The organism is Herbaspirillum sp. YR522, assembly GCF_000282575.1.
Classification (GTDB): Bacteria; Pseudomonadota; Gammaproteobacteria; order Burkholderiales; family Burkholderiaceae_D; genus Herbaspirillum.
The window spans coordinates 56,260-75,558 of sequence record NZ_AKJA01000017.1 but is presented as its reverse complement, the minus strand read 5'-3'; the positions used below and the strand labels follow the sequence as shown (position 1 = coordinate 75,558).

General features: G+C 63.1%; 16 protein-coding genes. 8 read left to right on the top strand and 8 right to left on the bottom strand.

Annotated features, from left to right (window positions below; genetic code table 11):
- The first annotated feature begins 205 nt into the window (after nucleotides 1-205).
- From PMI40_RS03635 to PMI40_RS03620, 4 genes are read left to right on the top strand one after another with little or no spacing between them, the layout of a single operon-like run.
- On the top strand, nucleotides 206-853 hold the full coding sequence (locus tag PMI40_RS03635; protein WP_008112205.1) for a paraquat-inducible protein A: 648 nt from the start codon (nucleotides 206-208) through the stop codon (nucleotides 851-853).
- A complete protein-coding gene (locus PMI40_RS03630) occupies nucleotides 850-1,566 on the top strand; it encodes a paraquat-inducible protein A (protein ID WP_008112203.1) in 717 nt (238 codons plus the stop codon). Before PMI40_RS03635 ends, PMI40_RS03630 begins: the two co-directional genes overlap by 4 nt.
- The gene (locus PMI40_RS03625; RefSeq protein ID WP_008112202.1) at nucleotides 1,563-3,185 is read left to right on the top strand and encodes an intermembrane transport protein PqiB; all 1,623 of its coding nucleotides are present in this window, start codon (nucleotides 1,563-1,565) and stop codon (nucleotides 3,183-3,185) included. Before PMI40_RS03630 ends, PMI40_RS03625 begins: the two co-directional genes overlap by 4 nt.
- Entirely contained in the window at nucleotides 3,185-3,817 is a 633-nt protein-coding gene (locus tag PMI40_RS03620; protein ID WP_008112200.1) for a membrane integrity-associated transporter subunit PqiC, read from the top strand. Before PMI40_RS03625 ends, PMI40_RS03620 begins: the two co-directional genes overlap by 1 nt.
- A gap of 50 nt (nucleotides 3,818-3,867) precedes the next feature.
- Here PMI40_RS03620 and PMI40_RS03615 read toward each other — a convergent pair whose 3' ends face one another.
- The 6 genes from PMI40_RS03615 to fabI form a co-directional block, all read right to left on the bottom strand.
- Nucleotides 3,868-5,049 carry a JmjC domain-containing protein gene (locus tag PMI40_RS03615; protein WP_008112197.1) on the bottom strand — a complete coding sequence of 394 codons (1,182 nt, stop codon included), beginning with the start codon at nucleotides 5,047-5,049 and terminating at the stop codon, nucleotides 3,868-3,870.
- Between the two features lie 9 nt (nucleotides 5,050-5,058).
- Nucleotides 5,059-6,417 carry an ABC transporter ATPase gene (locus PMI40_RS03610; RefSeq protein ID WP_040501614.1) on the bottom strand — a complete coding sequence of 453 codons (1,359 nt, stop codon included), beginning with the start codon at nucleotides 6,415-6,417 and terminating at the stop codon, nucleotides 5,059-5,061.
- Nucleotides 6,414-7,340, bottom strand: coding sequence for an HEXXH motif-containing putative peptide modification protein (locus PMI40_RS03605; protein ID WP_008112192.1), 927 nt, complete (start codon nucleotides 7,338-7,340; stop codon nucleotides 6,414-6,416). The genes PMI40_RS03610 and PMI40_RS03605 overlap by 4 nt, the downstream gene beginning before the upstream one ends.
- A gap of 51 nt (nucleotides 7,341-7,391) precedes the next feature.
- Nucleotides 7,392-7,553, bottom strand: a complete 162-nt coding sequence (locus tag PMI40_RS24225; RefSeq protein WP_008112189.1) for a hypothetical protein — start codon at nucleotides 7,551-7,553, stop codon at nucleotides 7,392-7,394.
- A gap of 306 nt (nucleotides 7,554-7,859) precedes the next feature.
- Nucleotides 7,860-9,368, bottom strand: a complete 1,509-nt coding sequence (locus tag PMI40_RS03600) for a DEAD/DEAH box helicase (protein ID WP_008112187.1) — start codon at nucleotides 9,366-9,368, stop codon at nucleotides 7,860-7,862.
- A gap of 374 nt (nucleotides 9,369-9,742) precedes the next feature.
- A complete protein-coding gene (gene fabI / locus PMI40_RS03595) occupies nucleotides 9,743-10,525 on the bottom strand; it encodes an enoyl-ACP reductase FabI (protein WP_008112185.1) in 783 nt (260 codons plus the stop codon).
- 335 nt (nucleotides 10,526-10,860) lie between these two features.
- Here fabI and PMI40_RS03590 point away from each other — a divergent pair, with 335 nt between their 5' ends.
- From PMI40_RS03590 to PMI40_RS03575, 4 genes are read left to right on the top strand one after another with little or no spacing between them, the layout of a single operon-like run.
- Nucleotides 10,861-12,681, top strand: coding sequence for an extracellular solute-binding protein (locus PMI40_RS03590; RefSeq protein WP_008112183.1), 1,821 nt, complete (start codon nucleotides 10,861-10,863; stop codon nucleotides 12,679-12,681).
- A gap of 31 nt (nucleotides 12,682-12,712) precedes the next feature.
- The gene (locus PMI40_RS03585) at nucleotides 12,713-13,783 is read left to right on the top strand and encodes a microcin C ABC transporter permease YejB (RefSeq protein ID WP_008112180.1); all 1,071 of its coding nucleotides are present in this window, start codon (nucleotides 12,713-12,715) and stop codon (nucleotides 13,781-13,783) included.
- Entirely contained in the window at nucleotides 13,780-14,841 is a 1,062-nt protein-coding gene (locus tag PMI40_RS03580) for an ABC transporter permease (RefSeq protein ID WP_008112178.1), read from the top strand. The genes PMI40_RS03585 and PMI40_RS03580 overlap by 4 nt, the downstream gene beginning before the upstream one ends.
- Nucleotides 14,838-16,442 (top strand): ABC transporter ATP-binding protein, encoded by a 1,605-nt coding sequence (locus PMI40_RS03575; protein WP_008112176.1) that lies wholly within the window; start codon nucleotides 14,838-14,840, stop codon nucleotides 16,440-16,442. The genes PMI40_RS03580 and PMI40_RS03575 overlap by 4 nt, the downstream gene beginning before the upstream one ends.
- Before the next feature lie 152 nt (nucleotides 16,443-16,594).
- Here PMI40_RS03575 and PMI40_RS03570 read toward each other — a convergent pair whose 3' ends face one another.
- Together PMI40_RS03570 and gloB are read right to left on the bottom strand one after the other, a co-directional pair.
- On the bottom strand, nucleotides 16,595-18,136 hold the full coding sequence (locus tag PMI40_RS03570; protein WP_008112174.1) for a transglycosylase SLT domain-containing protein: 1,542 nt from the start codon (nucleotides 18,134-18,136) through the stop codon (nucleotides 16,595-16,597).
- A gap of 335 nt (nucleotides 18,137-18,471) precedes the next feature.
- A complete protein-coding gene (gene gloB, locus PMI40_RS03565; protein WP_008112171.1) occupies nucleotides 18,472-19,293 on the bottom strand; it encodes a hydroxyacylglutathione hydrolase in 822 nt (273 codons plus the stop codon).
- Nucleotides 19,294-19,299: the final 6 nt, after the last annotated feature.

Genomic DNA, 19,299 nt, shown 5'->3' with positions numbered 1-19,299 from the left:
GGCGCTCCCGCATGCCGATGCGATCCTATGTTGTTAGAATCGACCTTTGATAACCCGTTGGTCATTAACTTTGCGATCATGTCGATCTGGCAACGTTGGCCGACATGGAACGCGCCCGGCTATTTAGGCTCCAAGCGGGGCAGCGTACTGCGTGCCGCCCATCAATAACAACAGACAACAGCCAGAAAAGTAGCTTCATCCATCCATGTACAAGCGCCCGGACCTGATCGTCTGCGAAGAATGCGACGCCGTCTATCATCGCCCCCAGTTGCGGGCCGGTGAAGTCGCGCGTTGCCTGCGCTGCGACGCCGAGCTCGACCGCCACACCGGTCGCCGCCTGGATCGCCTGCTGCCGCTGACGGTGGGCGCGCTGATCCTGTTCGTCATCGCCAACGCGTTCCCGATCGTGAGCATCGAGCTGCAGGGGCTGTCCAGCGAAACCACGCTGCTGGGCGCGGTGCTGGCGCTGTCGCGCGATGGCATGTCGGAAGTGGCGCTGCTGGTGATGGCCACCACCCTGCTGTTTCCGCTGATCCAGATGCTGGTGCTGTTGTACCTGCTGTTGCCATCCTCGCGGCTGCAGCGTCCACCCGGTTTCGTGCTGTTGCTGCGACTGATGCAGGCAGCCCGGCCGTGGGGAATGATCGAGGTGTTCATGCTGGGCATCCTGGTGGCACTGATCAAGCTGTCCAACATGGCCGAGGTCATTCCCGGTCCGGCGCTCTGGTCGTTCGGCGCCCTGACCGTGCTGCTGACGGTGCTGGTGTCGTTCAATCCGCGCTACATCTGGCATATCTGCGAGCAGAAGCAGGGGCTGGCCGGCCAGGTCCAGGCGCGGGAGCCGGGGCCATGAGCCGTTACCAAAGCGCCGGCGAGGACAGCGGCCCGCTGATCCAGGATGCGGCCGACCTGGGCGTGACCGGTTGTCATCACTGCGGCACCGTATGGCAGGGCGCGCGCGCCGAGGACCACTGCGGCGTATGCGATGCGTTGCTGCACCGGCGCAAGCGTGACAGTCTCAACCGCACCTGGGCCTTGTTGATCGCCGCCTGCATCATGTACATACCGGCCAACCTGATGCCGGTGATGATCACCCGTACCCTGTTCGACGAGCAGCGCGACACCATCCTCAGCGGGGTCATCTATTTCTGGACTTCCGGCGAATGGGGGCTGGCCGCAGTGGTGTTCGTGGCCAGCTTCCTGGTGCCGCTATTCAAGCTGGTATCGTTGATCGTGCTGGTCATCTCGGCCCGCAACCGCAGCAGCTGGCAACGCCTGCAGCGCGCCAAGCTGTATCGGGTGATCGAGACCATCGGTCGCTGGTCGATGCTGGACGTGTTCGTGGTGTCGGTGTTGAGCGGCCTGGTCAAGATCCACGGTTTTGCCGATGTACACGCCGGTATCGGCATCGCCGCCTTCGGTGCGGTGGTGGTGCTGACGATGCTGGCATCGCTGGCGTTCGACCCGCGCCTGATATGGGACGATGTCGATCCCGAGCCGCAGCCGGCCGAGCCGCGCGCGCTGCCCCAGGTAGCACCAACCAATAAGAACGAAGGAACCGCATGACCGATCCGCATGACGAAAAACCGGCCCTGTTGCAGCCCAAGCGCGAGCACCGTCGCAACTGGCTGCCATCGCTGGTCTGGCTCATTCCCATCATTGCCGCCGTGGTGGGGCTGACGCTGGTGGCCAAGATCCTGGTCGACCGCGGCCCGGTGGTGACCGTCAGTTTCCGTTCGGCCGAAGGGCTGGAGGCAGGCAAGACCAAGGTCAAGTACAAGGATGTCGATATCGGCCAGGTGCAGAGCATCAAGCTGGCCGAAGACCGTTCGCATGTGCTGGTATCGATCCAGCTGACCAAGGAAGCGTCCGGCTTCGATGCCGACGACACCCGCTATTGGGTGGTGCGCCCGCGCATCGCCGCCTCGGGCATCTCGGGGCTGGGTACCTTGCTCTCGGGCGCCTATATCGGCGTCGACGCCGGTACCTCGGAAGAGACCAAGAAGCAGTTCGAGGGGCTGGAACAACCGCCCATCGTCACCCGTGATGCCTCGGGACGCCAGTTCGTGCTGCACGCCGACGACCTCGGCTCGCTCGACATCGGCACCCCGGTGTACTACCGGCGCATCAAGGTCGGCCAGGTGATGGCGTTCGACCTGGACGACGACGGCCGCGGCGTGACGATGCGCATCTTCGTCAATGCGCCCTACGACAAGTTCGTGACCCAGGGCACGCGCTTCTGGCATGCCAGCGGTTTCGACGCCGAACTCAACGCCAGTGGTTTCAAGCTGCATACCCAGGCCTTGTCGACCGTGGTGCTGGGCGGCATCGCCTTTCGCGAGCGCGACGAGAATGCGCACGACACGCCTGCCAAGGAGGGCGCCGAATATCAGCTGGCCGAGGACGAAGGCGCGGCCATGAAGGATCCGGACGGCCCGCCGGCCACGGTGTTGCTGTATTTCGACCAGTCGCTGCGCGGCTTGCAGCCGGGGGCGACGGTCGACTTCCGCGGCGTGGTGCTGGGCGAGGTCAAGAACATCGGCATCGAGTACGACCGCGACAAGGGGGCCTTCCGCATGCCGGTGCTGGTGACGCTCTATCCCGATCGCCTGGGACGGCGCTTTACGCAGGACAATGCCGACCCGCGTTATTCGCCGACCGAGCGCTTGAAGTTCCTGGTCAAGCGCGGCCTGCGGGCGCAGCTGCGCAACGGCAACCTGCTCACTGGCCAGTTATACGTGGCGATCGATTTCTTCCCCAAGGCCAAGCCGGTCCAGATCGACACCGGCAAGACGCCGATCGAATTGCCGACCGTGCCTGGCAGCCTGGATGAATTGCAGACCCAGTTGTCCGAGATTGCGGGCAAGTTGTCCAAGGTGCCGTTCGACGAGATCGGAAAAGACCTGCAAGTCACGGTCAGGAAACTCAACCAGACCCTGACCACGGCCGAGCAGACGGTCTCGCGTATCAACAACGACATCGCCCCGGAAATGTCGGCGGCCATGAAGGATGCGCGCAAGACCTTGAATGCGGCCGAACGGACCTTGTCCGATGATGCGCCGCTACAGCAGGATATCCGCCAGACCATGCAGGAACTGTCGCGGGCGGCGGCGTCGATCCGCGTCCTTACCGATTACCTGCAACAGCATCCCGAATCGCTGATCCGGGGCAAACAGGAGCCATGATGCCAGCCCGCAAGAAGATCTCCATCGTCAGCCTCGCCGTGGCCACCCTGGCGCTGACGGCCTGTGGCAGCACACCGCCGACGCAGTTCTATACGCTGGTGACGTCGCCCACTGCAGTCACCGCGAGCGCCGGCATGTCCACTGCGCCGATGTTCATCGAGGTGTTGCCGGTGGCCGTACCCGAGCGCCTGGCGCGCCCGCAGATCGTGGTGCGCAACGACGCCACGCGGGTCGACGTGCTGGAAACCGAACGCTGGTCGTCGCCATTCAATAACGAATTGCGCGATGCGCTTGCCAACGGCGTATCGCGCCGACTGGGCGCCATCGATGTCTCGCGCAGCGGTCGTCCGGCCGACGGTGTGAGCTATCGCATTGCGGTCGAATTGCGCGATCTCGACGCGGTGCGCAACGGCCAGGTCCAGGCGGCACTGGGCTGGACCATCACCCGCTCTGACGACCGCAAGACGCTCGTGTGCCGCCTGGCGCTCACCGAAGCCGTCAGTGGCGGTGCCGTCGCCGATGTGGTGACGGCGACGCAGAGGGTGGCCGACCGGGGTGCCCAGGCGATTGCCGCCGATGTACGCAACCTGGCGGCGGGGCAGCAGACATGCAGCCAGTCCAGCCCGGCTTGAGGGTACGAGTGTGGCCCAGGGCGCCGCGACCGCGCCTGGGCTCAGGTACGTCAGCAGCTTGCCCGGGCGTCGACCCTCTTGCCGACCAGGCCCTTGTCCATCAGGCTCGTCAAGACCGGCGCGATGTCGCTCCATTGGCGGCCGTCCACCAGCAGGGCGGATCCGGGTTCGCCCCAACCGCACGGTAATGCCAGCAGTAGCGCGTATTCGTCCTGGGTCAGCCGATGCGTCCGGCCCGACGCAAAGATCGTCACCTTGCCTGCGCCGTCGATTTCCTGCGTGAGCACGACATCGGATGTGGTCCGTCGGAAGCGGTCGTCGACCTGCGCGCAATGCAGCGTAGGAAAAGTCGCTTCGATCGGCGAGACGGTATGCGAAGCGTGGTAATGCCTGAGAAAATCCTGCAAGGCGTTTGGGTTGCAAAGGCTCTCCCACGCGTCACGAAACAAGGCAAGGGATCGCTCGCAAAATGCAGGATTGCGCCGAATATCCTCACGTGAGAACAGCGGCCCTTGCTTTTTCAGCATCCACTGCGCGAAATCCAGCAGGGTGGGATTGACCAGGCTGATCGTGAGATGAAGACTGCGCTCGTTCATGGCCGTGACGTCATGCCAGGTTCCCTTGGGAATGAACATGACGTCACCGGTGTGGATGATCACGCTTTGGCCGCGGTCGCTTTCGGTTGGTGCCTCAAGGTCTGCCACGGTGGCCTTTTCATTTGCATCCGGCAACGAAAAGAATTGCCATTTCTTCCTGCCATCGATCTGGATGATGATCACGTCGTGGTCATCGTGATGAACGCCGAATCCCGATGTCAGCCCGAATGACATATAGGCGTTGGCGGCGGACCTGACATCCAATGCGCAGGCAAGGCATTGCGTCATCTCGGCCAGGGGGCGGGTCAATTCGTTGACGGCTTCGAGGACGGCAGTCACGCCGCTCCCCATCACTGCCTGTAGTTCGTGTATCAGCAGATGGTCGGTAGGTCGGCCAAATGCGTCCCGGGTCGCCCGGAAGACGCGTTTGTTGAACTGTTCGTATTGTTGCGCCGTCGACAGGCGCAGGCGGTCATTGGTAATGCGGTTGCAAGTCAGGCAGTCGTTGAGCCTATCCCACGAGAAGATGGCGGGCAGGCCCGCGGCGGGATACCTGCCGAGCCAGAAACTTCCTGTCGAATAGCACGACTGGAATTGCTCACCCTTTAGCAGCCAATCGACAAAATCGTTGCTCATGATGCTTCCTCAGTGACGTGTCTCGATGACGATTCTTTCTTTGCTCGTGTGCTCCAGCAGGGCGTCGATGCGTCTGGTATTGGCCTCGTCCATGTTGGCGTCCCATTCGTCCAGCAGCAGGCACTTGATATGCGCAATACCAAGCACCTCGGTCAGGATTGCGGCGCTTCGCTGGCCTGTGGAAAAGGAGTCGGGACACGATTTCCACATCAGGTTGCCATGCTGGGCCGGTAGCAGGAAGCCGCGGTCCCGGTGTTGCTCCTTGAGCCGCAGCAGTACGGTCGACTTGCCGCCTCCGTTGGGGCCGGTGATGGTGAACCTGCCGGCACTGCGCGAGGCCAGGATGTCCAGCGCCTGCTGCATGTCGCCGACGGCCTGGCCATTGATCGAGATTGACGATATCGCGCCGCGCGGCGGATCCTCCGCAGCCGATAGCGATGCCTGCAACCTGAACAGGACGCGCATCTTTGCATGCAAGGAAATCAGGTCCAGCACACGATAGACCAACGTACTGAGGGCGTTCAGGATCAGGAATATCCGGGTCAGGCTGACAATGACCGCCGCCAGCGACGCGGCAGCGGTCTGTCCACTGGAGGCCAGCATCACGATCAGCAATACGCTCGGTCCCAGCGATGCGGCCGCGAGCACGACATTGCCCACCTGCTTGATCAGTTCGAGCCGATTCGACGCGCGATAGAAGCGCTGGCCGTCATCGTCGACCTGGGCGACCCAGACGTTGCGGTTGTGCCGATTGCCGAGCATCAGGTTGTCCCAGCACTTGCTCAAGGTTGCCGAGAACCGCACATAGCAATCTTCGCTGTGCGCCGATTGCCTGGCGATCGGCCGCGTGAGTGCGGCGATGATCACGGCACACATGAGCAGGCTGGCCAGGTAACCCAGCAGCAGCTGGGCCGGCAGCAGCAAGCCGATCACCAGCACGCTGAGCAGGCTGTTGAGGGCGAAGCTGGCCAGCTCATGCACCGCGCCGAGATAGTCCCTGATGACCGGGTACGAGTTGCGCGCCAATATCGATTCGGTGCGTTCGCGCAAATCCCCGTTTCGATAGGCGTTGACGTTGCCGGCGCCTGCGCTCGCGGCTTCCATGACAAATCGCATGTGCGCCCGGTTGACCCATACTTGAAGGGTGTAGAACGATATGGCGCCGGGAAGATAGGGCAAGGTCATCGTCGCGAGAAACATGACCAGCGCTGGAAGAAAGGGTTTGCCGGCCTGGAACGACGCAATGATCGCGGTCAGGAAAATGGTCGAGCTGGCGACGATGGCCTGGTGGAGCAGCACCAGCAGCAAGCTTGCGACTGCGCTTGCATGGCCATGGATGCTCGCCCATTGGCGTGGGCGCAGGTTCACGTCACGGCTTGCGCCGGCGGGCGCATCGGAGGCATGAAAGGCTGACGCCGGGACATGAGCAAGGGGCCGATGGCGCTGTGGAAAATACGATGGGCATTGGCAAGAACGTATCTACCCCGTTCGCTCAGCACGTCGGGGTGGGCGCGTACGGATTGCTCGGCTTGCACCAGCGAAGTCTTGAGCTGGAGTGCCAGCTTGTTGGTGGGCGGATGGACCCGGGGCGCCATCGGATGGCCAAGAAAGCTGTTGCGAAACAGCAGTATCTCGGTGGACACGACGATGCTGTGCAATACCTTGTCCAGCGGACGGGCGATATTGAGGATCGCCGAGCGGGCCCAGGTGGACCGGTCGAGTACTCGTTCATATGAATAATGCCTGTACTTCATCTCGTCGAGGAACATCGCGTGGTGCGTGAACTCATGCACCAGCATCTCGATGATGTCGGGCAGGGTATAGGTCGGCCTGGGATTCATCCAGATCAGGCCGATCGCCTGCGAGGTCGAGCCGGCGCGCGCCTTGTCCGACGGCAGGATGAAGATATCGGTGATGATGGTCTGGAGAAAATCCAGGTAGTCGCGCGAATACAGGGAGACCTCATGTAGCGCGCAATCCAGGCGCGCCAGCTTCTGCGCCGTGCGGTGGTCTTGGGCATGCCCGATGACCTCGGCCTGCTGGCGGTCGTCAAGCAGTGAATCATTGGCAAAATAGTGGCGCAGGGTTGCGGTGGCACCGTGCTCGGTAATGAACGATATCTCGCGCGATGCGATATCGACCTGACGTTGCTTTAATGATTGCAGGAAGCTTCGGTATCCGGCCCGGACCTGTTCCAGGGAGCGGCAATTCCTTCCGGCGTCGGGTTGGCTGGCTTCTACCAGGGTCAGCACGGTATTCATCAAATCCAGATGGCTGGTCTGCAGGATCATTTGCTTGCCTCTTCCCATGGAAGGGGCGCCCGGCAGGCGCCCCCGTTCGACTCAGGCCTGGTCTTCGTAGGCGATCATGTTCAAGCGTTGGTTCATGTTCCACGGGCTGTGATGGATCTGGATCTCGACCTCCTGCCGGGCGCGCTCGATATCGTGCTGGATCAGTTGGTCGGCGGCGGGTTGGACAATCGCGTCCAGGTTGCTGGATGTCATGGGATGCTCCTTGCAGATGGATGCCACCGGGATCGGTGGTGGCTTCACTCTAGAAGCACCGGGCGCGATATTCAGTCACGGGAATTTGAAAGAGCGCTCGGTAACGGCGTGTATTTATTAGAAAAATCCCCGTTGCATCCGGCGCGGCAGAGGCACCGTGCGCAGTCGCCCGGTGTGCCAGGTCGTTGCCCGGCCATCCGCGTGGCGCGCGCCAAAAAAATACCCGATGATCACTCATCGGGTATGTCTTCTCGTGGCAAGCAAGCTTGCTACAGCTCGGCGATCACGCGCCGGCGATCACGGCAATCAACGATCGCCGTAGGAGCGACGTGGGCCGTCGGTACGGGCACCAGCGCCCTTGTAGCCGCCTCCTTCGCGACGCGGACCACCGGCACCGGCCGGCTTGCCGCCGAAGCTGCGGCCGTCACGGTTGCCACCGAAACCACCTTCGCGATTGCCGCCGAAACCACCTTCGCGTTGACCACCGCCACCTTCGCGGTTGCCAAAGCGGGCGCCAGCGCCGCCTGCATTGTTGCTGCGGCCATCGCCCGGACGCCAGTTGCCTGGCTTGCGCGGGCTGCGCGAAGCCGATGCCGTCTTCTTCGGTTCGTGGCCTTCGACCACATCGACCGGGATCGACTGCTTGGTGAAACGCTCGATACGCTTCACATGCATGCCTTCTGCATGGTTCACCAGCGAGATCGCCACGCCCTTGCGACCGGCACGGCCGGTACGGCCGATACGGTGCACATAGTCTTCGGCGAACTTCGGCAGGTCGTAATTGAACACGTGGGTGATGCCCGGCACGTCGATACCGCGCGCGGCGACGTCGGTGGCCACCAGCACGCGAACCTGGCCGCGGCGCAGGCTGTTGAGGGTGCGATTACGTGCGCCCTGGTGCATGTCGCCATGCAATGCGGCGGCCGCGAAACCACCGATGTTGAGACGGTCGGCGATGGTGTCGGCGTCACGCTTGGTGGCGGTAAACACCACGGCCTGGTCCATCGTCACGTCGCGCAGCAGGTGGTCCAGCAGGCGATTCTTGTGCGACAGGTCGTCCACGAAGTGCACGCGCTGCATGATGTTTTCGTGGCGGGTGGCCGAACCGGCGATCTGGATCGTGGCCGGATTGTTGGTGATGCGCTTGGCCATGTTGCCGACCACGCCGTCCAGCGTAGCCGAGAACAGCATGGTCTGGCGCGTATCGGGAGTGGCGGCGACGATCTTCTCGATGTCGTCGATGAAGCCCATGTCCAGCATGCGGTCGGCTTCGTCCAGCACCAGGATCTGCAGTTGCGAGAAATCGATCTTGCCCGATTCCATATGGTCGATCAGGCGGCCAGGGGTCGCCACCAGGATTTCGGGGTTCTTCGACAGCAGTTGCATCTGCTTCGGGTAAGGCATGCCGCCCAGGATCGACACCACGCGCACGCGGCGCATGTACGAACCGTACTTGTCGGTGGCGGTGGTGACCTGCAACGCCAGTTCGCGCGTCGGGGTCAGCACCAGCATCTTCGGTTGGGCCGGGGTGAAACGCGGGCGCTCGCCGCGCGAGCGGCTGGCCTGGCGTTCCTGGTTGGGCGTGCGGGCGGCGCCGGCGCCTTCGGCAGCTTGCGGCAGTTCAGCCAGCTTGTGCAGCGAAGGCAGCATGAATGCCGCGGTCTTGCCCGAACCGGTCTGCGACGAAACCAGCAGATCCTGGCCGGCGATGGCGGCAGGGATGGCTTTTTCCTGGACTGGGGTCGGGACGGTATAGCCGGCTTCGGTCAGTGCTTTGATGATCGAAGGGTTAAGGCCAAGTGCTTCAAAAGTCATAATCTCTTTCGTGAATGTGAAACGTCAGACCCAACCACCAGGGGCGAGCAAGCGCACGCCTGGCTGATATGGCCTGAACGAAAAAAGCAACGCCAACCGACGAAATGACTATGAAAATACAAAGAAATTTCGGCACAAAAGCTTTGCGCCGGGACGGTGTCAATGAGCGACACCAGGGGCGGGAGGGCTTTTACTGAGAACTTGTCTGGATGACAGGTAAGGCTTGCGAAGCTGCTAGGGCAATCCGCTGGATACTCTCGTCAGGGACGAGCAACCCGGCTGATTCGCCTGTGTGCTGCATATTGCAACGCACAAGCCGAATCATACAGTAAAACATCGGCTTTGGCATCATGCCAACGCGCTAATGTTACACATTATTCTGCGATGCCACCCACCACGCGAGAAAATCCGCCGTCGACATAGGTGATTTCACCGGTAATGCCCGAAGCCAGGTCCGACAGCAGGAACGCGGATGCATTGCCGACGTCGTCGATGGTCACGTTGCGGCGCAGTGGCGCGGTGTCGGCGACGGCGCCGAGGATCTTGCCAAAGCCCTTGATGCCGCTGGCGGCCAGGGTCTTGATCGGGCCGGCCGAGACGCCGTTGACGCGTACGCCGCGCGGGCCGAGGGCTTCGGCGAGGTAGCGCACCGAGGCTTCCAGCGATGCCTTGGCCAGGCCCATGGTGTTGTAGTTCGGCACCACGCGTTCGGAGCCGAGATAGGTCAGCGTCAGCAGGGCGGCATTGGCGCTGAGCATCGGCGCGGCGGCCTTGGCCATGGCCGGAAAGCTGTAGGCCGAGATATCGTGGGCGATCTTGAAGCCTTCGCGCGAGAAGCCTTCGAGGAAGTCGCCGGCGATGGCCTCGCTGGGGGCAAAGCCGATGGCGTGGACCAGGCCATCGAGTTGGGTCCAGGACTTGCCGAGGTCGGCGAACAAGGCGTTGATCTGGTCGTCGCTGGCGACGTCGCAGTCGAAGATCAGCTTGCTGTCGAACTCTTCGGCAAACTTGGTGATGCGGTCCTTGAAGCGCTCGCCGACATAGGTAAAGGCCAGCTCGGCGCCTTCGCGCTTGCATGCGGTGGCGATGCCGTAGGCGATCGAGCGATTCGACAGCAGGCCGGTGATCAGAATTTTCTTGCCTTGCAGAAATGCCATGATGACTCCGTTTGGTCCATCGGGAAGGCGGCAGTTGCTGCGCGCGCCCGGCCGACGTTGGTGGTAGCGGCGCCACCGGCTAAGGGGCGCCATGCTGTAACAGACCCGGATTGTAGGGGCTTGCGATGCAAGCGGCAACCTTTGGCACAGCCGTCGGCGGGAACCGATACGTGGCGCGCGCATCTGGATCAATGAAAATCGCATGAAGCAAGCTGCGGGGCTTGGGTACAATGCCTTCCGATGCTTGCCATGCAACATGCTGTCGGCACGAGACTTGCGTGCCGCCAGCCCGACACCGACATAACCGCCCGCAAGAGCCGCCAACAATAGCCCGCATGGTCAACCCGTTTCCGCCCCTTTGCCGCGCCCTGTGCTGCGCCAGCCTGCTGGCAGCCAGCCTCGCGGCCCACGCCGAGCACGCGTTCTCGCTCTACGACACGCCCAAGTACGGGCCCGGTTTCACCCATTTCGACTACGTCAATCCCGATGCGCCCCGGCGTGGCACGCTGTACCTGGCCAATCCCGACCGCCGCACCAGTTTCGACAAGTTCAATCCGTTCTCGCTCAAGGGCGTCTCGGCCGCCGGCGTGGCCGAGTTGATGTTCGAGACCCTGACGGTCCAGGCCTCGGATGAGGTGGCCACGGTCTATGGCCTGCTGGCCGACGACATCCGGCTGGCGCCGGACCGCATGTCGATCGACTTCCATATCAATGCCCGGGCGCGCTTCAATAACGGCGACAAGGTCACGGCCGGCGACGTCAAATACTCGTTCGATACCCTGATGGACAAGGGCGCGCCGGCCTTCAAGTCGGTCTTTGCCGACGTCAAGCGCTGCGTGGTGGTGGACGCGGCCACGGTGCGCTTCGAATTTGCCAGCCAGAACCACGAGTTGCCGCTGATCGTCGGCAGCGTGCCGGTGTTCTCGAAGAAGTGGGCACAGGGCACGCCGTTCGACCAGATCCAGCTGACCCCGCCCATTTCCAGCGGCCCCTACCTGATCGACAATTACGACCTCGGGCGCGCCATCACCTATCGCCGCAATCCCGACTACTGGGGCCAGCAGGTGCCCAGCCGGCGCGGCATGTACAACTTCGAGCGCATCGTCTATCGCTTCTATGCCGACGACGTGGCGCGCCTGCAGGCGTTCAAGGCGGGCGAATTCGATGTGGTGGTGGAATACAGCGCCAAGAACTGGGCCCGCAGCTATACCGGGCCGCAGTTCCGCGACGGCCGCATCATCAAGAAGGAATTCAGGCATTCCAACGGCGCCGGCATGCAGGGATTCGTGATGAACCTGCGGCGCGACCAATTCAAGGATGTGCGGGTGCGCCAGGCCATCGGGCTGGCGCTGGACTACGAGTGGATGAACCGGCAGCTGTTCTACAGCCAGTACACCCGCATCTATTCGTTCTTCAACAATAGCCAGCTGGCCGCCACCGGCGTGCCCGAAGGTGACGAACTGGCGCTGCTCAAGTCGATCCAGGCCGGCGGCGGCAAGATCGATCCGGCCGTGTTCGGCCCGGCACCGGTGCCGCCCAACACCAATCCGCCCGGCTCGCTGCGCGAAAACCTGCGGCGCGCGCGCACGCTGCTGGCCGAGGCCGGCTGGGTCTACCGCGACGGCGCGGTGCGCAATGCGAAGGGCCAGCCGCTGTCGTTCGAGATCCTCGACGACCAGGGCGCGATGTCGCGCGTGGTCAGTGTGTTCGCCCGCAACCTGCGCACGCTTGGCATCGATGTCTCGCAGCGCACGGCCGACTACGCGCTGGTGGCCAAGCGCATGGAAGAATTCGACTTCGACATGACCAGCATCCGGTTTCCCGACGTCAGCAGCCCCGGCAACGAGATGTTCGACATGTTCGGCTCCAAGGCGGCCGACGAGAAGGGCTCCAATAACGCCTGGGGCTTGAAGGACCCGGTGGTGGACCAACTGGTGCAGGCGCTGGTGGCGGCCGATTCCCGGCCCCGGCTGACGGCGGCGGCCCGCGCGCTGGACCGGGTGCTGCTGCACAAGTACATCGTGGTACCGCACTGGTACTCGTCGACCCATCGCATCGCCTACCAGAACCGCTTTGGCATCCCGGCCAAGGCGCCGCTGTATTACCAGGCCGACCCCTACGTGATCGGCACCTGGTGGGAAGAGAGGGCGCGATGAATACACCAATCCCGGCTAGCCTGAGACGAGCATGAATATCTGGACTTATATATTGAAGCGGGTGCTGCTGATGGTGCCGACGCTGTTTGGCGTCATCGCCATCACCTTTGCGGTGATCCAGTTCGTGCCGGGTGGCCCGGTCGAGCAGGCCATGATCGAGATGAAGGGGCGCGGCGGCGCCGGTGAGGCCTCCGGCGGCGGAGCCGCATCGGGCGCGGCCGGCTACCGGGGGCGCCAGGGCATCGATGAGGCGCGGGTGGCCGAGATCAAGAAGCTGTACGGTTTCGACAAGCCGCCGGCCGAGCGCTTCTGGACCATGCTCAAGGGTTTCCTGAGTTTCGACCTGGGCCGTAGCTTCTATCATCACGGCGATGTCTGGTCGCTGGTCAAGTCCAAGCTGCCGGTGTCGATCACCATCGGCCTGTGGACCTTCCTGCTGACCTATCTGATCTCGATACCGCTGGGTATCGCCAAGGCGGTGCGCGAGGGCAGCCGCTTCGATGGGCTCACCAGTGCCCTGGTGCTGGTCGGCTATTCGATCCCCGGGTTCGTGCTGGGGGTGTTCCTGCTGGTGGTATTTGGCGGCGGCAGTTTCCTGCAGTGGTTTCCATTGCGGGGTTTGACATCCGACAACTGGCAGACCCTGTCGCTGCTGGGCCGGGTGACCGACTACCTGTGGCATATCACGTTGCCGGTGACGGCCTCGGTGGCGGGCGCCTTTGCCGTCACCACCATGCTGACCAAGAACACCTTCCTCGAGGAGATCCGCAAGCAGTACGTGTTGACTGCGCGCGCCAAGGGCCTGTCCGAACACCGGGTACTGTACAAGCACGTGTTCCGCAATGCGCTCATCCCGCTGGTCACCGGTTTCCCGGCCGCTTTCATCGGCGCCTTCTTCGCCGGCAGCCTGCTCATCGAGACGCTGTTCTCGCTCGATGGACTGGGCCTGCTGTCCTATGAATCGGTGATCCGGCGCGATTATCCGGTGGTCATGGGTACCCTGTATCTCTTCACATTGATCGGCCTGGTGGTCAAGCTGCTGGGCGACCTCTGCTATGTCTGGGCCGATCCACGCGTGCAATTCGAAAGCCTGGACAAATGAGCGCAACGCAGACTTCTCCCGCGTCTTCCCCGGCGCCATCGATCTCTCCCGGCCGTCGCATCTGGTTGCGTTTTCGCGCCAGTAGGCGCGGCTACTGGAGCCTGCTGATCTTCGGCGTGCTGTTCGTCATCAGCCTGGGTGCCGAGCTGGTCTCCAACGACAAGCCGCTGGTGGCGCGCTACAACGGGAAGTTGATGTTCCCGCTGGTGCACGACTATTCCGACAAGAGCTTCGGCGGCGACTTCGATTCGCCGGCCGACTACCTCGATCCATTCATTCGTCACCAATTCCAGAAGGACGGCAACTGGGCGCTGTATCCGCTCAATCACTACAGCTACGACACCCTCAACTACTTCGCCAAGGAACCGAATCCGGCCGCGCCCTCGGCCGAGAACTGGCTGGGCACCGATGACCGTGGCCGAGATGTGGTGGCGCGCCTGCTCTACGGGTTCCGGGTATCGGTGCTGTTCGGGCTGGCGCTGACGGCCATCGGCATCGTGCTGGGCATCGGCTTCGGTGCGCTGCAGGGGTATTTCGCCGGGCGCACCGACCTGTTCGCGCAACGCCTGCTCGAGATCTGGGGTTCGATGCCCGAACTGTACCTGCTGATCATCTTTTCATCGATCTTCCAGCCCAGCCTGGGCCTGCTGCTGATCCTGCTGTCGCTGTTCGGCTGGCTGGGCCTGTCGGACTACGTGCGCGCCGATTTCCTGCGCAATCGCAACCTCGAATACGTGCAGGCCGCACGTGCCTTGGGGCTGCCCGACCGGCTCATCATCTGGCGCCATATCCTGCCCAACAGCCTGACCACGGTGGTGACCTTCCTGCCGTTTCGAATGAGCGGCGCGATCCTGGCGCTGACCAGCCTCGACTTCCTCGGCCTGGGGGTGCCGCCATCCACGCCCAGCCTGGGCGAGCTGCTGGCACAGGGCAAGAACAATCTCGACGCCTGGTGGATTGCGCTGTCGACTTTCCTGGTGCTGACGGTCATGCTGCTGCTGCTGACCAATATCGGTGACGCCTTGCGTAACGCCCTGGACGTGCGGAGGAAGGCATGAGCCAGGTAGCGATGCAAGACCTGCTGCGGGTGCAGAACCTGGTGGTGCGCTTTGGCGATAGCACCGTGGTGGACGATGTCAGCTTTGCCATCGCGCCCGGCGAAAAATTCGCGCTGGTGGGCGAGTCCGGTTCAGGCAAGTCGGTCAGTGCGCTGGCGTTGCTCAAGTTGAACCAGGACGCACGGTATGGTGGGCAGATCCTGCTCGATGGCCACGACATCCTGCAAAAGAGCGAGCGCCAGATGCAGCAGGTGCGCGGCAATGATGTGGCGATGATCTTCCAGGAGCCCATGACGGCCCTCAATCCGTTGTTTACCGTCGGCAACCAGATTGCCGAGGTGCTGATGCGCCACGAGGGCGTCGATGCCCGGCAGGCGGCGCTGCGCACGGTGCAATTGCTGGACAAGACCGGCATCCCGGAACCGGCCCGGCGCGCGCGGGCCTATCCCCACGAGCTCTCGGGCGGGCAGCGCCAGCGGGCGATGATCGCCATGGCGCTGGCGTGCAAGCCGCGCCTGCTGATTGCCGACGAGCCAACCACGGCGCTGGACGTGACCATCCAGGTGCAGATACTGGAACTGCTGAATCAATTGCAACGCGACGACAACATGGCCGTGTTGATGATCTCGCACGATCTGAACCTGGTGCGTCATTTCGCCGACCGGGTGGGCGTGATGGAAAAAGGCAGGTTGCTCGAGAGCGCACCGACGGCCCGATTGTTTGCCGACCCGCAGCATGCCTATACCCGCAAGCTGCTGCAGAGCCGACCAGAGCGCCATGTGGTCGAGGTCGCGCCGGACGCACCGGTAGTACTGCGGGCCGAGCAGTTGCGCTGCACCTATGCCATCAAGCAGGGCTGGTTCGCCAAGCGCCTGTTTCACGCGGTCGACGGGGTCGACCTGCAGCTGCGGCGCGGCGAGACACTGGGCATCGTGGGCGAATCGGGTTCGGGCAAGTCGACCCTGGGCATGGCCTTGCTGCGCCTGTCGCCGGCCCGGGTCAGCGGCGCGATCGTCTTCGATGGACAGTCCATTGCCGAGCGCCGCTCGTCGGACCTGCGCCCTTTGCGCTCGCGCATGCAGGTGGTGTTCCAGGATCCCTATGCCTCGTTGTCGCCGCGGCGCACCGTCTTGCAGATCGTCGGCGAAGGGCTGGCCTTGCATCATCCGGAGCTGTCGCCGGCGCAGCAGCGCACGCGGGTGGTCGATGCGCTGGCCGAAGTGGGCCTGCCGGAGCACATGCTGCAACGCTACCCGCACGAGTTCTCGGGCGGCCAGCGGCAGCGCATTGCCATTGCGCGGGCGCTGGTGCTGCAGCCCGAATTGCTGTTGCTCGACGAGCCGACCTCGGCGCTTGACGTCACCGTCCAGCAGCAGGTGCTGCAGTTGCTGGCCGAGTTGCAGCGCCGCCATGGCCTGGCCTATCTTTTCATCACGCACGACCTGGCCGTGGTGCGCGCCATGGCGCACCAGGTGCTGGTGATGAAGGATGGCAAGGTGGTCGAGGCCGGCGCCACCGAGGCGCTGATGGCGCAGCCACGCCACGCCTATACCCAGCGCCTGCTGTCGGCGGCCTCCTATGCCGCCAACGTCGACACCTAGGGGGCGGTACCAATAAAAATGCCGTCCGGTGCGACCCGGACGGCATGACATGAAACTGTACGCAACGATATTGTTCTGATGGCGTTGGTGTGATCCTGCTTGCAGCCAGGCTGCTGTCTCCTCCGGTATCCTCCGGATTCTTCCGTGCTGTCTTACTGCTTGCGCCCGCCGTTGCCCGATGCCAGGGTAATCGGCTTGGCGGCGGCCACCTTGCGAACCGGCGCTGCCGCGGCCTTGCGCACCGGTGCCTTGGCTGTCGCGACCTGGCGTCGCGCCGGGGCGGCCGGCGCCGCACGATGCGAGGCGACGCGGGTAGGGGCTGCGCCACGCGCCACGTTGGGTACATTCAATTGCAGGCTCTGGCCGGCGGCCAGGGTATCGCGCTTGAGGCCGTTCCACTCGCGCAGCTGGGCCACGCTGACGCGATAGCGGCCGGCGATGCCAGCCAGGGTGTCGCGCTTGCCTGCCTTGACGTAGATGCGGCGGGTCTCGGGCACATCGGGGGCGATGGCCAGGCGTGCATTGTCGGCGATCTCGGGGGTGAGGTCGGTATCGAGCGAGGTGGCTTCTTCGGATCTCGGCACCAGGATGGTCGAACCGGCCTTCAACACCATGCGCGGCGGAATCTGGTTGACGCTGCGGATCACCTCAGGGGTGGTGCCGAACTTGCTGGCGATGGTCTCGATGCGTTCACGGGCGCTGGAGACGGTGTGCGAAGTCCAGCTGGTGAAGGCCTGGGTCCACTTCGACATGTTCGACTTGAACTTCTCGGCATTGGTCTCGGGCAGCAGGATCTTGGTATCGTCACTGCCGATGATGACCGGGCGATTGAATTGCGGGTTGAGCGCCTTGAATTCGTCCAGCGACAGTTCGGCCAGTTGCGCCGCTACCTTGACGTCGATATTGCGGGTCTTGCCGATGGTGACGAAGTAGGGCTGGTTGTCGACCTTGGGCAGGGCGATCTCGAACGATGCCGGATTGGCAATGATGTTCTTGACCGCCTGCAGCTTGGGTACGTAGTTGCGTGTCTCGTTGGGCATCTGCGCCGACAGCGTATTGAAGTCGATCGGCAGGCCTGCGGCCAGGTTGCGGTTGACTGCGCGCTGCACCGAGCCTTCGCCCCAGTTATAGGCCGCCAGTGCCAGTTGCCAGTCGCCGAACATGCCGTAGAGCTTCTGGAGATAGTTCAGCGCGGCATCGGTGGAGGCCAGTACGTCGCGGCGCTCGTCGGTAAACATGTTCTGCTTGAGGTTGTAGTCGCGCCCGGTTGAAGGGATGAACTGCCACATGCCGGCCGCCTTGGCGGTCGACAGCGCTTCCGGGTTGAAGGCCGACTCGATGAAGGGCAGCAGCGCCAGTTCGGTCGGCATGCCGCGCTTTTCCAGTTCTTGCACTACGTGAAACAGATAACGCGAGGCGCGCACGGTGGTGCGCTGGATGTAGTCGGGGCGCGAGCTGTACCACTGCGTCTGGCTCTCGACCAGCGTGTTATCGAGGTCGGGAATGCCGAAGCCCTTGCGGATACGGGTCCAGATATCGATGTCGTTCATCCCCGGCAGCGCGTTGCCGGCCAGTTCGGGGTTGATCGCATTGAAGGGAGCGGGGTAGATCGAGATGTCGTTGGCGTGGGAGAGCAGCGGGGTGCCAGCGCAAAGCAGTACGGCGATAGCTAGGGTCTTCAGTGTTCGCTGCATGTGGGCGATGTCCTGTGCCAGGGGCTAAAGAGTTGCAACAATTGCCATGCAGTCGCGGCGCCATCGAAGAGTGCGCCGGCAGACTGCCGCAAATCATGTCATCGGGTCAGTCGCATAAGATGCGGCATCGAAACTGCTGAGGTCCTGCCGAACGGTGCGGTGTCAGCAGCAAGCGAAATCCGACGTAAGAATACGTAAAAAATCGCGCCCCAAAATGAGGAATGGAGCGAGTGTACGGAAGACCCTTTTCTACAGTCAAGTAAAAAAATGCCCCTGTTACAAAGCAGCCGCTGGGATCTTCGTTCAACTTGCCGCTTTATCGCTGCAACGGATCGCTACTTGTAGACATTCTTCCATTCGCGCAGCGCTGCGAATACCGCAACTTCGTCCATGTTCTGCAAACGACCGGCCTTCTGCAGCGATTCGATGATTTCGGCCTGGCCGCACCGCAGGAAGGGGTTGGTAGACCGCTCCAATCCGACGGTCGATGGCACCGTGGGCTGCTGTCGTTGCCGCTTGGCGGTCTCGAAGGCGATGCGCTCGTGCAGCGCGGCATTGCCAGGCTCGACGACGGCGGCAAAACGCAGGTTGGACAATGTGTATTCGTGGGCACAATACACGGCGGTGGCCGGCGGCAGGCTTGCCAGCCTGGCAAGTGATTGGCTCATCTGTGCCGGGGTGCCTTCGAAGATACGGCCGCAGCCGCCGGCAAACAGCGTGTCTCCGCAAAACAGCATGCTGGCGCTGGCGGCATGGTAGGCGATATGTCCCGATGTGTGGCCAGGCACATCGATGACCTTGAAGATCAGTTGCCATTGCGGCAACTCGACCTCGTCGCCTTCGGCCAGTCGATGGGTTACGCCGGCGATGGATTCGCGCGCCGGGCCATAGACTGGCAGGCCCGGATAGGCCCCGGCCAGCTCGAGCACGCCGCCGACATGGTCAGCATGATGATGAGTCAGTAGAATAGCGCCCAGCGTGAGCCGGTTAGCCGCCAGCGCGGCCAGCACCGGGGCAGCGTCGCCCGGGTCGACCACGGCGGCCTGGTGGCCGTCATGGATCAGCCACAAATAGTTGTCGTCGAAGGCCGGCACGGCCAGGACGGCCAATGCAGATTTCGGATCCCGGGTGGCTGGCGTGGCTGGCTGCTCGGTCATAGGCGT